Origin of the sequence: Maribellus sp. YY47, from assembly GCF_023111095.1 — a bacterium.
GTDB lineage: Bacteria > Bacteroidota > Bacteroidia > Bacteroidales > Prolixibacteraceae > Draconibacterium.
In genome coordinates this window covers 190883-211826 of record NZ_JALGYW010000006.1, presented here as the reverse complement: position 1 = coordinate 211826, position 20944 = coordinate 190883, and the positions used below count along the sequence as shown (strand labels likewise).

The 20944-nt window shown below is 42.6% G+C and carries 20 protein-coding genes; 3 read left to right on the top strand and 17 right to left on the bottom strand.

Annotated features, from left to right (window positions below; genetic code table 11):
• Positions 1-5 precede the first annotated feature (5 nt).
• Positions 6-515 (bottom strand): class I SAM-dependent methyltransferase, encoded by a 510-nt coding sequence (locus tag MR764_RS06930; protein WP_247978681.1) that lies wholly within the window; start codon positions 513-515, stop codon positions 6-8.
• 444 nt (positions 516-959) lie between these two features.
• Between MR764_RS06930 and upp the strand changes: the two genes are divergently transcribed.
• Positions 960-1622: a uracil phosphoribosyltransferase gene (gene upp, locus MR764_RS06925; RefSeq protein WP_247978680.1), complete on the top strand. Its 663-nt coding sequence runs from the start codon at positions 960-962 to the stop codon at positions 1620-1622.
• Positions 1623-1717: 95 nt separating this feature from the next.
• Here the strand turns inward: upp and MR764_RS06920 are convergent, their stop codons facing one another.
• The gene (locus tag MR764_RS06920) at positions 1718-2386 is read right to left on the bottom strand and encodes an FAD-binding oxidoreductase (RefSeq protein ID WP_247978679.1); all 669 of its coding nucleotides are present in this window, start codon (positions 2384-2386) and stop codon (positions 1718-1720) included.
• Between the two features lie 298 nt (positions 2387-2684).
• On the opposite strand from MR764_RS06920, the gene MR764_RS06915 reads away from it, so the two are divergent.
• Complete coding sequence (locus tag MR764_RS06915; protein WP_247978678.1) at positions 2685-3188, top strand: flavodoxin domain-containing protein; 504 nt, start codon at positions 2685-2687, stop codon at positions 3186-3188.
• Here MR764_RS06915 and MR764_RS06910 read toward each other — a convergent pair.
• From MR764_RS06910 to MR764_RS06875, 8 genes are all read right to left on the bottom strand, one after another.
• Positions 3185-3898, bottom strand: coding sequence for a tRNA1(Val) (adenine(37)-N6)-methyltransferase (locus tag MR764_RS06910; RefSeq protein WP_247978677.1), 714 nt, complete (start codon positions 3896-3898; stop codon positions 3185-3187). The genes MR764_RS06915 and MR764_RS06910 overlap by 4 nt on opposite strands.
• The gene (locus MR764_RS06905) at positions 3898-4269 is read right to left on the bottom strand and encodes a GxxExxY protein (protein WP_247978676.1); all 372 of its coding nucleotides are present in this window, start codon (positions 4267-4269) and stop codon (positions 3898-3900) included. The genes MR764_RS06910 and MR764_RS06905 overlap by 1 nt, the downstream gene beginning before the upstream one ends.
• A 117-nt stretch (positions 4270-4386) precedes the next feature.
• On the bottom strand, positions 4387-5151 hold the full coding sequence (locus MR764_RS06900) for a TIGR02757 family protein (protein ID WP_247978675.1): 765 nt from the start codon (positions 5149-5151) through the stop codon (positions 4387-4389).
• A 4-nt stretch (positions 5152-5155) separates the two neighbouring features.
• Positions 5156-5806 (bottom strand): ABC transporter ATP-binding protein, encoded by a 651-nt coding sequence (locus MR764_RS06895; protein WP_247978674.1) that lies wholly within the window; start codon positions 5804-5806, stop codon positions 5156-5158.
• A gap of 10 nt (positions 5807-5816) precedes the next feature.
• Positions 5817-6851 carry a calcium/sodium antiporter gene (locus tag MR764_RS06890; protein ID WP_247978673.1) on the bottom strand — a complete coding sequence of 345 codons (1035 nt, stop codon included), beginning with the start codon at positions 6849-6851 and terminating at the stop codon, positions 5817-5819.
• Between the two features lie 21 nt (positions 6852-6872).
• The gene (locus tag MR764_RS06885) at positions 6873-7139 is read right to left on the bottom strand and encodes a twin-arginine translocase TatA/TatE family subunit (RefSeq protein WP_247978672.1); all 267 of its coding nucleotides are present in this window, start codon (positions 7137-7139) and stop codon (positions 6873-6875) included.
• Positions 7140-7256: 117 nt separating this feature from the next.
• Positions 7257-10259, bottom strand: a complete 3003-nt coding sequence (gene secDF / locus MR764_RS06880; protein WP_247978671.1) for a protein translocase subunit SecDF — start codon at positions 10257-10259, stop codon at positions 7257-7259.
• Positions 10260-10381: 122 nt separating this feature from the next.
• Positions 10382-10783 (bottom strand): hypothetical protein, encoded by a 402-nt coding sequence (locus MR764_RS06875; protein WP_247978670.1) that lies wholly within the window; start codon positions 10781-10783, stop codon positions 10382-10384.
• Between the two features lie 97 nt (positions 10784-10880).
• On the opposite strand from MR764_RS06875, the gene MR764_RS06870 reads away from it, so the two are divergent.
• A complete protein-coding gene (locus MR764_RS06870) occupies positions 10881-11306 on the top strand; it encodes a gamma-glutamylcyclotransferase family protein (RefSeq protein ID WP_247978669.1) in 426 nt (141 codons plus the stop codon).
• Here MR764_RS06870 and MR764_RS06865 read toward each other — a convergent pair.
• The 7 genes from MR764_RS06865 to MR764_RS06835 form a co-directional block, all read right to left on the bottom strand.
• Positions 11295-11720, bottom strand: a complete 426-nt coding sequence (locus MR764_RS06865) for an aspartyl protease family protein (protein ID WP_247978668.1) — start codon at positions 11718-11720, stop codon at positions 11295-11297. The genes MR764_RS06870 and MR764_RS06865 overlap by 12 nt on opposite strands.
• 84 nt (positions 11721-11804) lie before the next feature.
• Positions 11805-12725 carry a malate dehydrogenase gene (locus MR764_RS06860; protein ID WP_247978667.1) on the bottom strand — a complete coding sequence of 307 codons (921 nt, stop codon included), beginning with the start codon at positions 12723-12725 and terminating at the stop codon, positions 11805-11807.
• 172 nt (positions 12726-12897) lie between these two features.
• Positions 12898-15069, bottom strand: coding sequence for a DUF5916 domain-containing protein (locus tag MR764_RS06855; protein ID WP_247978666.1), 2172 nt, complete (start codon positions 15067-15069; stop codon positions 12898-12900).
• A gap of 126 nt (positions 15070-15195) precedes the next feature.
• Positions 15196-16644 carry a glycoside hydrolase gene (locus tag MR764_RS06850; RefSeq protein WP_247978665.1) on the bottom strand — a complete coding sequence of 483 codons (1449 nt, stop codon included), beginning with the start codon at positions 16642-16644 and terminating at the stop codon, positions 15196-15198.
• A gap of 310 nt (positions 16645-16954) precedes the next feature.
• Entirely contained in the window at positions 16955-18094 is a 1140-nt protein-coding gene (locus MR764_RS06845; RefSeq protein WP_247978664.1) for an Sb-PDE family phosphodiesterase, read from the bottom strand.
• A 293-nt stretch (positions 18095-18387) separates the two neighbouring features.
• On the bottom strand, positions 18388-19725 hold the full coding sequence (locus MR764_RS06840; RefSeq protein WP_247978663.1) for a TolC family protein: 1338 nt from the start codon (positions 19723-19725) through the stop codon (positions 18388-18390).
• A gap of 55 nt (positions 19726-19780) precedes the next feature.
• The gene (locus MR764_RS06835; RefSeq protein ID WP_247978662.1) at positions 19781-20908 is read right to left on the bottom strand and encodes an efflux RND transporter periplasmic adaptor subunit; all 1128 of its coding nucleotides are present in this window, start codon (positions 20906-20908) and stop codon (positions 19781-19783) included.
• Positions 20909-20944: the final 36 nt, after the last annotated feature.

Sequence of the window (20944 nt, the reverse complement as noted above, 5' to 3'; positions counted from 1 at the left end):
GCCTGCTATTTTATACAACTGAATATCAACTCTCGTTTACCATCGCCCATGCGGAATTTTGCATTTTCAGCGGCTGTGAAATGCGTACGGTAATCGATTGTTTCCACGTTAAAACCGCCTGCTTCCAACCGCTCCTGAAAATCCAGACCGTGCAAACGGCATAAATCGCGTTCTCCGTAACGGGCCAAACGGTCTTTGGGCGAAACGATCTTGCTATCCTCCAAAGTAACACGAGAATCGAGGGCTAAAACAGACATAATAATTGCCTCGCCACCCGGAGAAAGTACCCGGTACAGCTCTTTTACAGCCTTTGCCTCATCAGGAACGTGCCCCAAAACATGCGAACAAATAATCAGGTCAAAATAGTTATCCGGGTAATGAATAGCTGTAATGTCAACCACGTTCCGTGCATAAGCCGGATCGATATCGCCGTCCACATATTCAGCGTCAAGTTTTTTAAGAATACGAAACAGAGAATATTCCGGGGCAATGTGCAAAATTTTAGGCCTCTTCATGGTAAAAATTCCGGTTTCATTTCTCAGGTACAGTGTCAAAACCCGCGTCCGTTCCAGGGAGCCACAAAAAGGGCATTGGGCATTTTCTCGTTCTATATTTCCTTTTGAGAAAAAAATTCTAAACGATTTTTGACAACAATTACAGTAAAACCGGTCACCTGAATAGAAAGGAGAAATCAGTATATTGAAATAAATCCTTACTTTTACGCGCAGTTTTTCCGAAAACAGGTTTTTATAGATACGTTTTATCATAAACTGTACATGTTGTCAATTAGTCATTTATATCAAAAAATCTTAGCTTCCCCTGATTTAAAGCCACTTTTATTCCCTCAAACCAGTTTTAGCCAGCATCTGACAACAAAGAAGATCGCGGATTTTTCTCTTGAAAAACGCGAAACCAAATTTAAAAAGAAAACTCACTTTTATAAACTGCGATAGTAGAATATGAACATAAAAACTTTAGGCAACAACCACTCTATACTGGACCAATACCTGGCCGAAATCCGTGACATTAACATTCAAACCGACCCGCTTCGTTTTCGTGATAACCTGAACCGCATTGGGGAACTATTTGCTTACGAAATCAGTAAGGAAATGGCATTCGAAGTACAAGACGTACAAACGCCGTTGGGTGTGGCAAAAGTTCCGAAATTAAAGAACCAGCCTGTTTTGGCGACCATCCTGCGCGCCGGACTCGCAATGCACAACGGGCTTCTCCGGGTTTTCGACCGGGCGGAAAACTGCTTTATTTCGGCTTTCAGAAAATATACCGAAGGAGGAAAATTTGAAATTGAGTTTGAATACATGGCATCGCCGTCGCTCAACAACAAAGTAGTTATTCTTTCTGACCCCATGCTGGCTTCGGGAAAATCAATGGAAATTGGGTACGAAGCATTGTTCAGCAAAGGAACACCATCACATATTCATCTGGTTGCGATTATTGCCAGCGAAGAAGGTGTTAACTATGTAAAAGAAAAAATAAAAGCCGACAATGTTACCTTGTGGCTGGGCGCTGTAGACCCGGAGATGACACCACACTCGTATATTGTTCCGGGATTGGGCGATGCCGGAGACCTCGCTTTTGGCGAAAAAATCGACTCAAAATAATCAAAAGCAAGAATGCCACCCCTTCTGATCAATCAGAGAGATGGCATTCTCAACTTTCTCAACAACTGCTTCAAGCAGTAAAAGATATCATCGGTTTAGAAGTAAACTTCTACGTTAATGTTTTCTCTTCCAAATCCTTTCTCGCTTAGGATCTCCATCGAGTCGAAAATCATATCGCTGTTTCCGCAAAGATAAAACGAAGTGTTTTTGTCGAAATCCGTTTTCTTAAGGTACTCGGTCAAACGTCCTTTAAAATTTCCTCTGTCGTCACGCGACGTGCAAAGCGTAAACCGATCTGCTTCGTAAGCCTCTTTTTCGTAAGCTTCGTCAGCATACCGAACGCCGTGAATCAAATGGTAGTCCAATCCTGGATTACTTTGAACCATACTGTGAAATGGCGCAATGCCGGTTCCGCTGGCAATAAAAACATGCTTGTTCGTTTTCAGGTTCTTTTCGTCCAATCCGAATTTACCAAACGGCCCATGTACTTCAACCATATCGCCTTCCTTCAAATGCGACAATTTGGGTGAAAAATAACCTCCCTCTACTTCCTTTACCAGCACTTCCAGATGGGTTCCTTCTTCCGAGCTGTAAATGGAATATTCCCGGCTTTGATAATCGCCCGGAATAGACAGCGACACATGCTGCCCGGGCACAAATTTAAAACGGCTTCGGGGCATTGAAAGTATAAATGCGTGTTCGGTTAACCTACGAATTTCAGCAATCTTGTAATAATTCGCATCAATCTGTATTTCTGGTTTCATATCAATTGTCATGGTGTTATCCTTAATATTTTGTGCAAAAATAGAACTTTTTTATTTAAATACTTTTTAGTATTTTATTTTGACCGATAATTACAGACAATTAACCGATTCTTAACACCATTGTTTACCATAAGTGCCTAATTTTAAATAGAAATTATTGAAAGCACATTAACATTCTTTATCGGGGAAAAGCCAAAACAATTACCAGCGAAATGAGCATATAGCTGTAATTCGTGACGTTAAACAGGTAAATTCCATCCTTCAGTTGTCGGACCATTGAAAATAAACAAGATACAGTATGAAAACTTTAATCACCTATTGCACCACACATGGATGCACTGAAACAATAGCCCGTGAATTACAACAATTGCTGGGGCAGGATGTCGTGCTTTGCAACCTGAAAAAGGAGAAAGCGCCCGATCTTTCATCTTTTGACCGGATCATTGTAGGAGGTTCTATTCACGCAGGACAAATTCAAAAACGCATCAAATCGTTTTGTAAACAACATGCCGCTGATCTGAAAGAAAAAGAACTGGGCCTTTTTATTTGCTGCATGGACGAGGGAGAGGAAGCTCAAACTCATCTTTCGAATGCGTATCCCGAAGATTTGCTCAACCATGCCAAAGCTACTGCTTGTTTGGGTGGCGAATTTAATTTTGAAAAGATGAATTTCCTGGAAAAGTTTATTGTTCGGAAAGTTGCCAAAATCGATCACAGTGCATCGAAAATGGACAAACAGGCTATTCGGAAATTCTCGAACCGCATGGACCGAATCTTTAATCCCTTTCTTTTTCTGGCCTAAAATTTCAGATAAAAGTCTCGTGTCAGCGTTACATATTCTTTTGTAAAAGAACCATCAGCATCATATATCGTCAAACTGTCTTCGTTGAGGACAGTTTCTTTCATTCCCCACTCCAGTAATACACGGTTTGCTTTTTTACCTGTTTTGGGGAAAATATCGGTTTTGCGCTGTAACCACAGCTCATTATTAGTGGCCACTTTCCGGATTTCGTCCATGGCTTCAAACGGCAAAATCAATGCGATCCTTCCATTTTCCGTCAGTAGTTGGGCAGAACAGCTTATCAACTCTGGAAACGGTAGGAAATCGTTGTGGCGGGCAATGGTTCGTTCGGCAAAGGCAGCACGGGTTGCGCGGCTAAAAAAGGGAGGATTGGATACGATCAGATCAAACTTCTGCCGATCAGATCTGGCAAATTCCTGCAAAGAAGCATGGCATACTTCAATGCGATCTTTCCATACTGAAGCATTTACATTCATCGTTGCCTCACTAACGGCTTTTTCTTCAATATCTATGGCAGTAATTTGCGCGTCAGAACGTTGAGCCAGCATCAGGGCAATCAAACCGGTTCCGGTTCCCACATCAAGTATTTGCGTTGCTGAATTTACTTGAACCCAGGCGCCTAACAAGACTCCGTCGACACCCACTTTCATAGCAGATTTTTCCTGAAGAATCTTAAACTGTTTAAATTGAAAATAGTTGTTTCTGCCCATTACCTTATAAAACGTTTGATACCATCTTTTAATCGAAGCACATTAAAATTAAGCAGCAAACCTAAGTGGAAGTTTCCAATTTTCAAATAGGTCAAAACTTGGGCAAAATGTACATCTGTAAAAGTTTCTACGGTTTTTAATTCCACTACCACTTTGTTTTCTACCAGTAGGTCAATTCTGTAACCATGGTCAAGTTTGATTTCCTTGTAAATAATTGGCACAGGCTTCTCTTTTTCCACTTTTAAACCCGCCGCAGTCAATTCGTAAAACAGGCATTCTTTATAGGCAGATTCCAGCAAGCCGGGTCCAAGTGCTTTGTGAATTTCGATGGCCTTTCCGATTACGAGGTTAGAAATTTCATTCTCTGTCATTTTTAATGTGCTTTGGATTGAGCTATTAATTTACACAAAGTTTCACAGAGTTAACTCAAAGATCCTCAGAGATTCTTTGTGCATTCTTCGAGGTTCTTTGTGTAACGGGTTATGAAATCAAAACTTTTCAAATACACCCAGCCCAAATAAGGCAAAGTCGTATTTTATGGGATCATCAGGGTCGAAACGACGCAGATTTGCAGTGATCTCCTCCACCGCTTTCCAGTCGCTTGATTTACGTTCGAGCAAGCCTAATTTTCGTCCTACATTCCCGGTGTGAACATCCAAAGGCAACATAAGTGCCGAAGCCGGAATTCCTTTCCACAGCGCGAAGTCAACTTTGGCTTTATCTTCCCGCACCATCCATCGCAAAAACATGTTCAAGCGCTTGGCCGATGCTCCTTTTGTTACATTCGATACATGCTTTTGCGTGCGTTCACCTTTCAGTTCAAAAAACACCCTGTGAAAATGTGCCAGTGAAGCCCAAACCGTTTGATCACCTAAAAAGCCATCTTCAAATACTTTTTGAAGCCCACCATGATTGGCGTATATATTTCGCAGAGACTGAATGAAATAAATACAATCGTCGCCGTTGAAGGTGCGGTGTACAAATTTTTTCAGCCGCTTTAGCTCACCCGAAGACGCATTCAGGACAAAACTGTGTGGTTCTTCATCCAGCAGTTGCATTAAATGCAAGGCATTTTTTATGATAGCCGCCCGGTTACCCCAGGCAATGGTAGCAGCCAGAAACCCGGCAATTTCAATATCTTCTTTTTTTGAAAACCTGTGTGGAACCTGGATCGGATCGGATTCGATAAATTCGGGGCGATAGAATTTCTCCACCTTTTCGTCCAAAAAGGCTTTTAACGTATCAAAATCCATGGTTTTATTCAATCACTCCGTCTTTGATATGAATGATGCGATCGGAACGTTCTGCAAAATGATCGTCGTGGGTTACAATGATGAAGGTCTGGCCGAGTTCGTCGCGTAATTTAAACAACAAATCGTGCAACTCGTCACGGTTGCTCGAATCGAGATTACCCGAAGGTTCATCGGCCATAATTACGGAAGGATCGTTAATCAGCGCCCGTGCCATAGCCACCCGCTGCTTCTCGCCACCTGACAGCTCGGAAGGCTTGTGCTCCATTCTTTCGGTAAGCCCCAAAAAATCAAGCAATTCTTTGGCTTTAGCTTCTGCCTTTGTTTTGGCCGTTTTGGCAATAAAAGCCGGGATACAAACATTTTCGAGTGCGGTAAACTCGGGCAATAAATGATGAAACTGAAAAACAAAACCGATTTCCTTGTTCCGAAAGGCAGCTAGTTGTTTTTCGGACAGAGCAGAAATTTTCTTCTCACCGAAATAAACTTCACCCTCGTCGGGCCTGCTCAATGTGCCCAATATCTGTAACAAGGTAGTTTTGCCTGCCCCGCTGGCTCCCACTATCGAATAGATTTTCTTCTGAGGTATTTCCAGGTCAATGCCCTTCAATACTTTCAGGTTTCCAAACGATTTATGTATATTCTGAGCTCTTATCAAAACAGCAAATTTACAGTTTCATAATCTCGTAGATGACATAAGCTAAATATGCCGCAACCAAAACAAACCCGGTGAATTTTCCAACTTTCCAACGCCGAACAAGCAAAAGTCCGATCAGCAAAATCACTGAGCCGAATAAAATCAATACAGAGTTTACAAGATCGCCGCCTGCATCAATGGTCCCGCCCGAAAGCAACATGACGATCAGGAACGGGAGACCAAGACCTACCAGTATATCAAAAATATTTGAACCTACGGCATTGCTGACGGCCATATCTCCTCTGCCCTGTTTCGCGACAATAATCGACGAAAATAAATCGGGGATAGACGTACCAACCGCTAACACCGTCAACGCGATTATCGCTTCGGGAATATTCATCAAATGGGCTGTTTTCACCGCTACTTCTACCAGCACATAACTAAGTGCTGCAATCAATAAAATCGAGAAAAAGAAAACGAGATAATACCGTTCTACCCTGGGGAAAATAAATTTCAAAAACTGGTCCAACGGACGAGTGATCTTGTTGTGCTCCCCGTGTGCATCTTCAACTCCTTCTTCGAATTCCACATCGTTATACGGCATAATGCGGTGCCAGTAGATAACAGCTATCACATAAATCACATACAATCCCAAAAAAGCAATGGCTTCGAGCAGCGAAAAATGGCCGTCCCAAATAAAAACAACCAATAATATAACCGTAAGCGTATAGAAAAGTATATCGCGAAACATCGGTTTCCAGTTCAGTTTCGTGCTTTTTACCAAAGCAGCTGCACCTACAATTACCAGAAGATTAAAAATGGCACTTCCTACTATGCTGCCAATACCAATTACCTGGTGTTCGCCAGGTTTTAGTACAGCAAACAGGGCCACAAAAAGCTCGGGAGCACTCGACCCCACTGCCATCAAAGTTGCACCGGCTGCATCGCTTGACATACGAAGATCTCTGGATATTTTATCGAGCGATGCGATAAAAAACAAATCCACAATTCGCGCCAGCAAAACAAAGCTCAGCAGCAACAAAAAGATATAAAAGGCTATTGCCAAGGAGGTGTATTTTGAATGTGATTAATCCTGGAAATTATCAGTAATTCCTTTTTTTATCTCAGAGGTTTCTTTCGTTACCGTTGAAGTGACATCGTTGATGTCCTTTTTTATATCAGAGGTGTTGGCTTCCAGCTCGCGTTTAATTTCGTTGGTGGCTTTTTTGAACTCACGCATACCTTTTCCAAGTGTTTTAGCAATGTCAGGAATAGCTTTCGAACCGAAAAACAGCAAAGCTAACAACATTACCAGAACCAACTCTCCGCCGCTTATGAATAAAAGACAACTCATTCTTCTAAATTTAGTTCACAAATATACAAAAAGAAAAAAGCCGGAAGTTGAAGATGACAGAAAAACACCTGCCCGTTTCCAACTTCCGGCAATTATATTTAGTCTTAGTGGATCAAACTATTTATTTCTCTTTTCAATTACTTTATTCACCCGGTTACGTGTATCGTAAGCAATAGGTGTTGCAATAAAAATTGATGAATAGGTACCAACAACCACACCAATCAATAAGGCAAAAGTAAAGCCCTGAATGGTGGCGCCGCCAAAGAGGAAGATCGCCAGCAAAACAACGAAAGTTGACAACGAAGTACTGAATGTACGACGCAGTGTACTGTTCATCGCTTCGTCCATGTTTTCTTCCGAACGACGTTTCGGATGTAACCCCATCACTTCACGGATACGGTCGAAAACAACCACAGTATCGTTGATCGAGTATCCCAACACCGTCAAAATAGCTGCAATGAAAGCCTGGTCAATTTCCAGTGAAAATGGAAGTGCACCGGCGAGCAAAGAGAAAATACCCAATACAATCAGTGAGTCGTGTGCCAAAGCAGCAACAGCACCAAGACCGTACTGCCAGTTCCGGAAACGAGCCAGAATATACAGGAAGATGATAAGCAGGGAGAAACCAATGGCAATGGCCGACTCTTTACGGATATCATCAGAAATGGTTGGTCCCACTTTTTGTGAACTCTGCTGGTAATTATCGGTAAATTGCTCCAGCGTTACTCCCTGGTCAAGTAATCCTCCATCTTTCAGTCCTTTCATCAACAAAGCCTCTACCTCATTGTCGATGTTTTCGCTATTATCTTCAATTTTATAGTCTGTGGTAATTCTTACCTGGTTTGACTCGCCATAAGTTTTAACTTCAGGCGCACCATCAAACACAACGGCCAAAGCGTTCTGTACATCAGAAACTTTCACATCCTGATCGAAACGAACTACATAGGTTCTACCTCCTTTAAAGTCAATCCCATAACTTAATCCGCGAACCACCAACGAACCAATCGAAAGTACAATCAATGCCCCCGAAATAACGTAGGCAATCTTTCTTTTTTCCAGGAACTTAATATGTGTATTGCGCAACCAGTTGTCGGTAATCGAAGATGTAAACAAAATGCGTCCGCCTTTTTTCAATTGCCATTCGAAAATCAAACGGGTGATGAAGATAGCTGAGAACAACGAAGTAAGGATACCAATGATCAGCGTGGTAGCAAAACCTTTGATCGGACCTGAACCAAACAGGTAAAGTACGATACCAGTTAACAAGGTTGTTACCTGACCGTCGATAATGGCAGAATAAGCGTTTTTATAACCGTCGGTAATTGCCAGTTTAATGCCCTTACCGGCACGAAGTTCTTCCTGCACACGTTCGTAAATCAGTACGTTGGCATCCACCGACATACCGATAGTAAGTACGATACCGGCGATACCGGGTAATGTAAGAACGGCTCCCAGTGAAGCCAGAACACCAAAAATGAAAAGCATGTTGGCAACCAGTGCAATGTTTGCTGCCAAACCTGCATTTTTACTATAGAAGAACAACATGTAAACCAGTACCAAAACAAAAGCAATCACAAACGAGATCAAACCACTGTTGATCGCTTCCTGTCCCAGTGAAGGACCAACGATATCTTCCTGGATAATACGTGCAGGAGCCGGCATTTTACCCGATTTCAACACGTTAGCCAAGTCTTTTGCTTCTTCAATACTTTCCAAACCGGTGATGCTTGAACGACCGCCGGGGATTTCTCCGTTAACTGTCGGGAACGAGCGTACATACCCGTCAAGAACAATAGCGATAGATTTACCCACGTTTTCCTTGGTCATACGCTGCCAGATTTTAGCTCCTTCGCTGTTCATCTGCATCGAAACTTCCGGGTTCGATCCCATTTGATCGAAGTCCTGACGGGCATCGGTAATTACTTCGCCATCCAGCGGAGGACGTCCGTCGCGTGTTGTCACTTTTAGTGCAATCAGACGATACAGCGTACCTGCCTGATCCATCGATTTTGCAGTCCATGCAAATCTCAGGTCTCGTGGGAAAAGGCTTCTGATTTGTGGATTATTCAGATAGGCATTTACAGCCATAGTATCTTTCGCCTGTGCAATACCCACAGCGGGACCTTTGAATAACTGTCCGGTTTGATCGGTGCTTGGATTCAGCACGGCAAACAACGGATATTGTTTCTGAAAATTCGCCATGTTATCGATTCCGGCAGCCGAAGTATCTGCGGCACTTTCGTCCTGCATCTCTGCCAGCAATGCATTTGCGGCAGTAGTATCTTTTTCCGCAGCAGGAGTTTCAGCTACGTCTTCGTTAGTGGTTTGTTCAACCTTTACGGCATCCAACTCGCGAATTTTTTCGTTAGCCAGCAGAAGATACTGATAAACTTCCTGGTTTTCGTAGGTTTCCCAGAATTCCAGGTTGGCGGTTCCCTGCAGCAGCGTACGAACACGGTTTTGGTCTTTCACTCCCGGAAGTTCAACCAGGATACGGCCACGGGTTTGCAACTGCTGAATGTTGGGTTGAGCTACCCCAAAACGGTCGATACGGGTACGGATAATGTTGAATGCATTATCAATCGCGGCATCGGTTTCCTTGCGGATAACGTCAAGCACTTCGGCATTGGTTGAACTGAAATTCACACGGTCACGCAATTCAAGCGTATTGAAGATAGATGCCAGTTTTGCATTCGGATCAATCTCTTCAAAAGCCTTTCCGAAAAGCGACACATAATCTTCCTGTGAATTCGTTTTCTTTTCATCGGCCTTGGCCAAAGCCTTAACGAAAGTTTCATCCGTACTATAGTTTGCCATCGCACGAATGATGTCTTTCACCTCTACTTCAAGGGTTACGTTCATACCTCCCTTAAGGTCAAGACCCAGGTTTAACTCCAGCTCACGAACATCTTTGTAAGTAAATTTTTTCAGCCCGAAAAAGTTATACACTACTTCTCCGGCCATTGAATCCAGATAATGAAATTCCTTATCAGGATCGCCTTGTGCATATTCTACAGCGGCTTTTTTGATTTGCTGTGACTTCCAGGTAAAAGATAACTGGTAGAAACTAACAGCTGCCAACAGAATTGCAAAAGTTAAAATTGCACCTTTGTTTTGCATTTCAATTAAATTTTAAATGTTTGATTTATTGTTTATTTCTTGAATTAATAAGGATAACATGTCGTTTACAACACGACAGATCGACTCCATCTACGGGCTTTCCCGCATGTAAGGTCTGAAAATTAAGCCAAGGGATCTTCGTCGGGGGAAAGCGAATGGCTCTGATAAATGAGGTAATGATACGCAGCAATTAAGGGTGATGTTTGCTGAACCACCTCAGCTTTAAGCACCTGGTAATTCCGGACCGAATAAAATTGCCGCAGAAATTTATCGTGTGCTTCAGAATGCTGCTTCCGTGTTGGTGTTTTCTGAACAAATGTTTTTGCCGAAATCGGATTGGCCTGTGCCAAAACGTAAACTTCTCCCTGATTGGTACTATGACTGTCAGAGCTGGCCTGAATATCGTCCAGTTGCGCCGGATTCTTTTCCAGATAAGCATCCATCAAAACGGCAGCTCCGATCAATGCGGCAAAAAATGCCAGCCTGATCAGTAACTTCCTCGATATGTTCAGTCTTATCTTCAACACGTTAAAAATTAGCGGAGCAAATATACCGAAATCCCTGTGGTTTCCAAATCTGAAGCTATTAAATTTGAGGCAGTTGTTTTCATACCGATATTTTATGCAACATGTATTTGTTTACGGATCTCTTCTTTTTCCCGAGGTGGTTGAAGCGCTCACCGGAACAACCTTTCCGATGAAAGACGGGATTTTGCCCGATTTCAGGCGTTTTGCAATTTCGGGAGCAGACTATCCGGCAATTGTATTCAACAATGGATCAACGGTTAAGGGGAAAATTTTGCTGAATGTAGACGATCGTTCACTGGAAATTCTGAAATTTTATGAAGGAGACGAATACGCATGCATCTCCGCTTCCATTAATGTTGAAAATAAAACAACAGAAGCCTTGGTATTTGTCTGGAAAGAAACAGAAGAGCGACTAAACGGAAACTGGAGCGAAAATCATTTCCGGGAAACTTTACTCGAAACCTATATCAGCGAAGTAGCGCCCGAAACCAGGATGGAATTTGAAGCCTTACGACCTTAATATCAGCAGCTCCCTTTTGTAATCGACAACAGCACGGTACTTCATCAGAAAATCGCCTCCAAGCAAACCACAAATCTGCACATCAGTTGCATTGGCATACAACTCATTAATATGATTTAAATCGAGCAAAGCCGCGCCCATTGCAGTCACTTTTAGCTTGCCAAAGCTGATGTCTTTAAGTGTGCACAAGCTACTTTTCATAGGCTCGGCGCCTATTCCGGCCGAATGCAGATCTTCGGTACGCTCCTCAACCCGGGCCACGTATTTTTCAAGATTCTGATCAAACACCGATTTGGAAGCGCCGGTATCAATAACCCACATCCCTTCGGTTTCATCGTAAAAATTACTGCTTACCAGCAAATGAAAGTTGCTGTGTTCGAGTTCAATTATTTTTATTGGAATTTTAGTTCGCATGGTATAAAAATAAACGAACATAATAAAAAACGGCTGACCCGAATGGATCAACCGCCTTTTTATACTAATAATTTTTTATCGCTGTTACAGAAGAGCATTAACTGCTGCAACACCTTCGGCGCTGTCAACCAGTTTAGCTTTCTCTGCATCAGAAAGTTCGATTTCCAATACTTTTTCGATACCGTTTTTGCCAATTACACAAGGCACACCAATTGAGATGTCGCTTAATCCATATTCACCTTCAAGAAGCGCTGAGCAAGGGAATACTTTTTTAGAATCGAGTGCGATTGCTTTTACCAATTCAGATACAGCTGCTCCGGGTGCATACCATGCACTTGTTCCCAGTAATTTAGTAAGTGTTGCACCACCAACTTTCGTAGCTTCCACTACTTCAGCCATTTTTTCTTCCGACAGGAATTCAGAAACAGGAACACTGTTTACTACTGCTTTTTCGATCAACGGAACCATACCTGTATCGCTGTGACCACCGATTACCATTGCACTTACATCCGACTGAGGACAACCGATTGCTTCAGCCAGTCTGTATTTGAAACGGGCGCTGTCTAATGCTCCACCCATACCAATGATACGGTTTTTAGGCAGACCTGTAGCTTTGTGTGCCAGGTACGCCATTGTATCCATCGGGTTGCTCACTACAATAATGACTACATTGGGTGACTCGGCAATTAATTTTGTAGCCACGTCTTTTACAATTCCGGCGTTAATACCGATCAACTCTTCGCGAGTCATACCCGGTTTACGCGGAATACCACTTGTAATTACTGCCACATCGCTTCCGGCAGTTTTTGAATAATCGTTAGTAGAACCAACAATGGCAGAGTCGAAACCATTTAACGATGCCGTTTGCATCAAATCCATTGCTTTACCTTCGGCAAAACCTTCTTTGATGTCGATCAATACAATCTCATCTGCAAAATTTTTAATGGCAATATATTCGGCACAACTTGCTCCCACTGCACCTGCTCCAACTACTGTTACTTTCATTTTAATTGAGTTTTATAGTTACAAAATTTATAAACTTAAACAATTCATTGTCAAACCGTTTAAGGATCGCAAAGATAATCTATTTTCGCACACCCGGAAATTTTTGAAAGTCCCGAAATCCGGTTTAACAATAAGGTAAGAAATTTCTTAATCGCTGTTAAAACACACTTTTTTAATTGAACCAATAAGTCATTTTGAGTACGATGGCGCGATTGCGAGAGTTCCAGTTTCCGGTAAAATAATTGTCGGTATAAACGAGGTAAATATCTGAAACCGGCTGATACCGCCACTGAAACCGCGAATTAATATTCAGGTTATCAATCTGTTCGTTATACTGAACAAATGTCGACCAGAAGACTTTATCTGAAAATGTAATATCCATCTTCGGACCGATCAGAAAAAACTGTTCGCGGTCGAAAGTATCTCCCAAGTCCATGTCAGTGTAGTTGAAATTCATGGTCAGGTTCACATACGGTTGAAAGCGGTAACCAATTTCTCCTTGCACAAACTGAATATCGCCACTGTAAAACGATCCCTTTGTGGCTTCAGCCTTCCAGTTAAAAAGTGTTTTGCGGGTGGAAGTAAACTCAGCCGTTACCGCTCCAAAATGATAGGCTGATCCTTTGGGAAGGAAATTCACCGCATCGCTGGTGGGATTAAAATCGGTTTGTAATTCCACAAAATAGTTCTGATAGGAAAATTCGAGCTCTGAACGGTCCTGAAATACAAAATTGTAAGAGAAGTCGTACTCGTGCTCAATTTTATCGTAGTCTTTGTCGAAATAATTCTCAATCTGAATATCCGGACCGTGACTTACGATCCATCTGTTCGGCACAAAGTTATACTGGGTTTGCGTTCCCAGGAAATTATAACCGCTTCGTGTCACATAACCGGCCTCGGCCCGGTAATTTTCGCCTACGGATGTTTCGTTCAAGGCGAGCACCAGATGCTTGGTTTTGTAGGTAACTGATGCCCCCTGAGAATATTGTTTATCCGGACTTTCGGGCTGAAAAGACCGGTGGTAGTAGAACTTACCGGCCCAGAAATTATTGGCGCTTGCCAGGTTGTAATCAACACCTAACACGCGGTTATACATGCTGGTATCGGAAGGGACATCGAAATACTGCTTGTTTACGGCAATAAAACCAATATTGGACCGGGCAAAAACTTTCTTTTGCAGAGAAACCACAGTAAAATTGCGCGACAGGAAATCGGTGGTTTTCTCGGTGGTCATCGTCATCAATCCCAAACGAAAGTCGTTGCCGATTTTTCCGGTTAAGCGTGCACCGGCCAATACCGGAGCATCCAATCCAATCCGGCGGGAGAAAAAAGGAGTGGCTGTTTGGTTTCCATAATTCGAGAAAAGATCTCCGTTTTCGAGAAAGAACTGTCTTTTTTCAGGAAAAAATAACTCAAACCGATCGATGTTGGCAATCTGACGATCGACTTCTACCTGTGCAAAATCGGGATTGTAAGTCAGGTCAAGATTCATCGACGAAGACAATCCAATTTTGGCATCAAAGCCAAAATCGCTCCGGTAGTCGGTGCCGGTACCTGCCTCATAGTCTTTTGCAACACCTCCGTATAAGTACGGAATAAATGAAAATTGTGTTTTCGATTTTGGAAGCGGTTCTTCAAATTCCATCACTCCGGTATATGCTAGCGAAGCCGTAGGAAATTGCCGCGGAACGGGTGCCCATGCCGATTTTTCGTTCGATTTCAAATCGAGGCGGCTAAAATTGGTATACCACCTTTTACTTCCGGCCGGATAGCGAACCGACTTGAAAGGAATTCGCATTTCCGTCACCCATCGGTCGTCGTAATGCTTGGTTTTCGATTCCCACTTGCAATCCCAGTCGAGCGACACCGCACTGCCGTTACTCATCGTGCCGTCCCATTTGGCTCCGGAAGCTGAAACGCCAAACGAAAATCCGTTGGTCTGATCCAAAAACGTATCGAAAAATATCAGGAGATTATCGTTGTTTCCAAAAACAAAATCGCGCCGGAACGATTCCATCACCCTTTTCCCGGGAATGGTATCATAAAAAATCTGCGCCACATATAAAGCCTTGTCGTCGTATGTCATCATCATGGTTGAGGGTTGCGATGCCAAACCGGTATCAACCGGCAAAACCTTAAAAAATTTGTCGGCCTTCTGCGCAGCCAGCCAGTCTGCCTCATCAATAACACCATCGATCCTGATTTCAGAACGGGCCTTTTTCACATGATACACATAGTCCTTATTAAAAGTACTGATAACGGAATCTTTTTTTGCATGAAAAAGTTGGTTTGCGACTGAGGGAAATACGAAAAATAAAAGTAATCCTACCAATGTCGGTTTCATAGAGCTTAGTTTATTGATTCAGGTTAAACACACAAACAAATATATCTTTTTAGTATAGTTAATTGAATGACAACAATAGATTTAATGTCTTCCTCATTTTTATCCGCTCAGAAATACTGCTACTGTTTAATTCAAGGTAAAGACAAAAGTGGTTAAAGAAATTGCGGGCGCCAGATAATTGACTGTTTTCCCGTCGAACGGAAGAGAGGGAAGTTTCTGGCAATTCTCGCCCGTACCCGTTCTGTATGCTTCTGCTGCTTTTAACTGCCCGCTTAGTTTACCAAGCTCGACTGAAAACCGGTTTTCATTCTCTGTCGGGTTATTCACAGCCACAACAATTTCGCTCTTATCAGGGCTGATAGCAACCAGTGCCGATTCACAATCAGTACTCAGCAAAGTGTATCCCTGTTTGATAAATCTGGTAATCTGCATTCTAACGTACAGGTTCTTCACTATTTCGTATTCCTGAGTTTTAAAATCACAACGCATTAAACACCAAACATCGTTGTTCTCTTCCATTAACTGCCAGTCGAGCCAGGCTTGCGGCTGCATCAGGTTCAGATCGTCAAACATTTTACGGGCAAGCAAGAGGTTATTCTTAAATCCCCCTGCCCGTTCCGGCCACCCTCCGGGTCCAGTTTCCGATTGCCAGAATTCTTTCCCGATCTCACGTACCAGTTGATTCGCTTTTATTCTTTCGGGGTTGCTACCCGAATACGTGTGCGTATTTAACTGACCAACTTTATCCAAAATATCCCCAGCTTCAGAATACGCCTTCAACACCCGAATAAATGAAGCGATGTTGGTTTCATCGGATGCAGAAATGACCGTTTTCATTCCTGTTGCCTGCAATTTTGGATAAAGCATGCGGATGATCTTCATCTGGGTTTCCGGCTCAAAATGACAACCTTCCTGGCTACCCTGATTGTACCAATAGTTCGATGTAGCCTCGTTAAACGGCTCCAGTGTTTTAAATTCGATACCGTAAACTTCTTTATAGTGCTTACAAACGTCGAGCAGGTAGTTACAAAACGCTTCGTAATATTCGGGTTTCAGGTTGTCCTTGTTCGCATCGTCATTCCCGGCCGAACATCCGCTGTAAGTCATCCAATAAGGAGGTGAGTTGCTAAAAGCTTCAAAAACAGCATCGGGCCTTTTCTCCCGAATCTTCAGCATAATGGTTCGTTGTGCTTTGTCTGCCTCCCAGTTATAATCAGACTGTTCAGTTGCTTTGAAACCCTCCATTTCAGCACGTTTCCCTTTTCCTTTTACCATGTGCCCGTCGGCATGAGAAGGATCATCGCCACCTCCGATGTTATACCGAAAAATGTTCATGTTCAGGTGATCGGGCGAGGTGATGATATCGATGATACTATCAACTTTCGACTCTTCCCAATCGCCAACCTGGCCGGCCCACCAACAAAGTGAACTTCCCCAGCCTTCAACAGTTTGCATGGTTTTGCCGGGATCGATTACTATTGCATGGGTTTCAGAAGCCTTTTTTTCGCCTCGCTGACACATGGCAAGCACGGGTGATACAAAAATTACGAGTAAAAGAAGAATGTTTTTTTGCATATAATCCTTGTTAGTCAGTTTAATAAAACATTGCGTATTACAAGATTAACCAAAATTTTCAATGTTTACTCCCGGGGCACTAACGCGATGGTTCAGAAAATATGGCAATACCGCTATTATACAAATGTAGAGCAAAGCAACTACCCGAACGGACATTCGGGACTTTTGCCACCAAACCCTCAAATAACCGAATAAGAAAAGATCGACCCAATGCGTGCACCATTAATACAGCCTGTAAATACATAACTTACAGGCTGTTTCTGATATTTTCAGGAAAAGTCCCAAAACACGCAGAAGAATAATTCTTCCTTTACTTTAACGGAATATCTACCACAAGATTTTTGTCGCTGCGCACAAAGGCAGTCACCACTTCGTAGGTCAGCTTATCCTGTCCTTCAGGTGCGGTCAAAACCTGAGACGATTGCGGATATAGCGTAATATTTTTGGTCCCCTTACCTGTTTTAAGCTCCATTTCAAAATACAAATCGCTGTTATTTTTTATCTCGTAGAACTTAGTGCTTTTTTCTTTCCCTTCTTTTGAATGAAAGCTCGGGCCAATTTCCACGCTGGCATAAAACAGTTTGCTCACCCATTCTTCCTTTCCTGCAATGTATTTTGTCGACCAGGCTACGGTGCGGCCTTCTTCCAGCGCTTCACGCACCGACTCTGCAGTCCGATCTTTTGCAAAAAGCAGTGTCATGGTCCGGTGCGCTCCTCCTTCGAAATCATAATTGTAAGCTATAACGTTATGATTATCTGTCGATCCCATCACTGTCAAGTCATTATCAACACACCAGTCGAGTGCTTTTTTATGAAATCCGAAGCCATTAAAAACTTCAATTCCCCCCAAAACTTTTTCTTTGAACAACTCATCCACCAGATCAATCCATTCGTAAGAACCATCAATCGAACTCACTTTCCAACCGGGGTGGTTCCAGAAAATAAAAGCATCCTGATCGGCAGCTTTCATCACAGCGTCTTTGTCTTTCGCATTATCCCTGTCTGCAATGTAATCCTTAGAATCTCCGATAAAAATGGCATTAAAGTGGCCGGGAGGAGTGTTGCGTGTAATTTCGTTGCCCTTAATTAGTATAATATTGTTTTCGGCGGCCATACCCTTGCCAATTTCATACGTACGGTTGTAATCCACCACAACGTCTTTCGAATGTGGCGTATATTCGATATGATCCGAGATGGCCATTACATCCAGCCCTTCCTGCCAGGCTTCCTGCACCCTGATCGTAGGCCAAACCTGTCCGTCAGAAAAAACGGTGTGCATGTGGAAATCGCCTTTGAGTGTTTGGTATCCGTCGAATCCGGGAATTTGGATGATGTGGCGTTGCTTCGGAAATCTAAACTCACTCATCGACATAACGCCGTTGTCATCCTGAGCAAAAACATAAAAAGTACTGAATATAAAAAGAAAGGCTAATAATTTAATTTTGAACATAGCATTACGATTTAGTTGTTTTAAGTCGTCCCAAAATAATCATTAAAACAGCTGGCAGGAACAAAACGGCTAAGAATTAATTTTAACGCAATACCCGACCACAGAGCAATCCATGCTTAAACCGCCGTTTTCTTTCACTTACAATATACCCAACACAATAAAGCTTGCAAATAATTATTCGGATGATCTGTATCAATTCCCGGCCAATCCTCGTTTTCAACCCAACAATCAGGCAACAAAAAGCCCTGACGGAAACCGCCAGGGCACAAAAAACAATGTTCAAGCATGATTCACTACAAGGTGATGGGTACACCGTTGTAGAAATCTAATATTTTAGCACGGAAAATGTACTCGTATTTGGCCTGTATCAGATCCGACTGCGCGGTTGCCAGGTTATTTTTACTCTGATTGTACTCCACGGAATTGATCATTCCCACATTAAACTTTTCCTCGGTATAACGAAAAGCTTCTTTCATGGAAGTTACAGCCTTTTGCGTAGAAAGGTAACGGTTAAGCGCTGCCAAAGCATTGGTATAAACCAATTCGATATCTTTTCTCAAAACATTACGCGCCATCTGCAACTGATATTGGTAATCAGAAATCTGTATTTGGGAATTGGCAATGCCGTTCTTCACCTGGAAGCGGTTGAAAATCGGTATCGTCAGCGTAAGTCCAACACTGGCCCGGTAGTTGTTTTTAAATTGTTCCCCAAAACCGATGCGTTCTCCGTTCAGATCAAAGTATTTATTGTTGTAATTGTCGTAAAGATTTCCCCCAAAACTTAATGATGGCATTCCTGATCCTTTCGCAATCTCCAACTGTTTCATTGCACTTTCAACACGCAATTGAGCGGCTTTAATCTCGGGCCTCACATTGATGGCATTGCTAAATACATCTAAGGCATTCATCATCGTAAGGTTGGCCTTTATATCGGGAAGGGTTGGTTTTTCAATTTTAAAACTCTCAGCCATCGGCAGATCCAGAAACTGATAGAGATTCAGATATGCCAACTGAAGACTGTTCTGATCGTTTACCAATTGTAACTCCTCGCGAGCCAGCTGTGCTTCAATTTCGAGCATCGCTCCTTTGGCCAGACTACCAGCATTTACCAATTGCCTTGACCTGTCAAGTTGCTGTTTGGTTACTTCAATGTTTGCGGAATCCACCAGCAGTACTTCTTCAGCAAAAAGAATCTGAAGATATTCGGCTGCAATAGATAGCATAATGTCATCTTTTGTTTTTTGCAAATCCTGAATCGTTGCCAGAAGATCCAGCTCGCGCTGTTTCACGGTGTTAGTAAGCGTCATTCCACTGAAAAGAGGCAAATTCGTACTTACGCCACCTGAAAGACCCGTTGAATTAATGTTATCGTAAGTGTTATCGTAGGTCAGCGACCGGCCAAAGCTGAAATCATTTCCGACCTGAGCATTCAGATTGGGCAACTTATCTGACTTTGCCTGACTGACTTGATTTTGGTAATACTGCGTATTTAATACCTGCCTTTTGATCTGGAGGTTGTTCTCAATAGCGTAATCGAAGCACTTTTGCAGGTCCCACGCTTCCTGAGCATTTACAGTTGTCACCAACAAAAGCCCCATCACTCCGATCAGTAAGGTTAAAAGATTCTTCATTTTTTATTGTTTTTTGTTTCGACTAATTTACATAAACCTTTGGAACTAACTAAGCCTAGCCCTTACTGTTGTTTTGTTTCATCGCCTTTGGATCGATCTTCTCACCCTTCACTTTATCTTCCATTTTCAGACCTTCTGTAATCTCAATATTAATCCCGTCAGACAAACCGGTTTTTACCATGCGTTTTTCATACGCCGGTTCTTCGTCAGTTCCGGTATTAATTTCCACAAACGACGAGTCGTTATCAAACTGCAGCAAGCCTTCCGGAATCACCATCACATGATCTTTTTTCTCCAGAACGATGTTGGCATTGGCGCTATAACCGGCACGGATAAACTGCCCCTCTTTCAGCTGCACATTTGCCTTTATTTCAAACTGAATGGCTCCGTTTTCTTCAACACCCTTGGGTGAAATATATTCCAGTACGGCATCAAATTTTTCTTTATCGATGGCGCCAATTTCCAGCTCAATCGGCATTCCTTCCTTAATTTTCCCCACTTCGGTTTCGTCCACTTTCCCTTCAAAAATTATGTCTTTCATATCGGCAACCGAAGCAATGGTGGTACCGGCATTAAAGGTGTTGGCCTGAATAACTGAGTTCCCAACTTTTATTGGAACATCGAGTACCATGCCATCAATAGTTGAACGCACCAGCGTATTGGTAGCCGTTGCTGCCTTTTTTGTTACACCATTTTGAATTAATTCGAGATTATTTTCTGCTGCCGACAATTCTTCCCTGGCTGAATCGAACGTTACTTTAGATGCTTTAAACTCTTCGTAAGAAATTACGTTTTTGTCAAAAAGCTTCTGCTGGCGGTCGTAATCAATCTGGGCATCTTCGTAACTAATCTTTGCCCTGTTTAACCGGGTTTCAGCGGCATTTAACGTAACCATATCCGGAATAATTTTGATACGGGCCACTACCTGTCCTTTGGCAATTTTATCTCCGGCTTCCACATAAAGCTCGTCGATAATCCCCGAAACCTGTGGCACTATCTCAATTTCGTAACGTGGTACAACCGAACCGGTTGCCACGGTTTTCATTACTACATCGCTGTAAAACGGATTTTTGTTTTCAAAGAAATCCTGTTTCTTTTTTGACTTGTTATACAGGAAGAAAAGGGTTCCTCCAAACGCTGCGATCAAAATCGCAATTCCCAGGTATCTTACAATCTTTTTCATGTTGCTATTGTTTTTTGTTTTCAGTTAATTAATTCC

Bases quoted from the DNA above. Each gene is read 5' to 3' on its own strand.
- MR764_RS06835 (WP_247978662.1), bottom strand. From the start codon at position 20,908: ATGAAAAAGATTGTAAGATACCTGGGAATTGCGATTTTGATCGCAGCG.
- MR764_RS06850 (WP_247978665.1), bottom strand. From the start codon at position 16,644: ATGCAAAAAAACATTCTTCTTTTACTCGTAATTTTTGTATCACCCGTG.
- MR764_RS06915 (WP_247978678.1), top strand. From the start codon at position 2,685: ATGAAAACTTTAATCACCTATTGCACCACACATGGATGCACTGAAACA.
- MR764_RS06845 (WP_247978664.1), bottom strand. From the start codon at position 18,094: ATGTTCAAAATTAAATTATTAGCCTTTCTTTTTATATTCAGTACTTTT.
- MR764_RS06840 (WP_247978663.1), bottom strand. From the start codon at position 19,725: ATGAAGAATCTTTTAACCTTACTGATCGGAGTGATGGGGCTTTTGTTG.
- MR764_RS06885 (WP_247978672.1), bottom strand. From the start codon at position 7,139: ATGAGTTGTCTTTTATTCATAAGCGGCGGAGAGTTGGTTCTGGTAATG.
- MR764_RS06900 (WP_247978675.1), bottom strand. From the start codon at position 5,151: ATGGATTTTGATACGTTAAAAGCCTTTTTGGACGAAAAGGTGGAGAAA.
- MR764_RS06855 (WP_247978666.1), bottom strand. From the start codon at position 15,069: ATGAAACCGACATTGGTAGGATTACTTTTATTTTTCGTATTTCCCTCA.
- MR764_RS06920 (WP_247978679.1), bottom strand. From the start codon at position 2,386: ATGAAACCAGAAATACAGATTGATGCGAATTATTACAAGATTGCTGAA.
- MR764_RS06865 (WP_247978668.1), bottom strand. From the start codon at position 11,720: ATGCGAACTAAAATTCCAATAAAAATAATTGAACTCGAACACAGCAAC.
- MR764_RS06905 (WP_247978676.1), bottom strand. From the start codon at position 4,269: ATGACAGAGAATGAAATTTCTAACCTCGTAATCGGAAAGGCCATCGAA.
- MR764_RS06910 (WP_247978677.1), bottom strand. From the start codon at position 3,898: ATGGGCAGAAACAACTATTTTCAATTTAAACAGTTTAAGATTCTTCAG.
- upp (WP_247978680.1), top strand. From the start codon at position 960: ATGAACATAAAAACTTTAGGCAACAACCACTCTATACTGGACCAATAC.
- MR764_RS06860 (WP_247978667.1), bottom strand. From the start codon at position 12,725: ATGAAAGTAACAGTAGTTGGAGCAGGTGCAGTGGGAGCAAGTTGTGCC.
- MR764_RS06870 (WP_247978669.1), top strand. From the start codon at position 10,881: ATGCAACATGTATTTGTTTACGGATCTCTTCTTTTTCCCGAGGTGGTT.
- secDF (WP_247978671.1), bottom strand. From the start codon at position 10,259: ATGCAAAACAAAGGTGCAATTTTAACTTTTGCAATTCTGTTGGCAGCT.
- MR764_RS06930 (WP_247978681.1), bottom strand. From the start codon at position 515: ATGAAGAGGCCTAAAATTTTGCACATTGCCCCGGAATATTCTCTGTTT.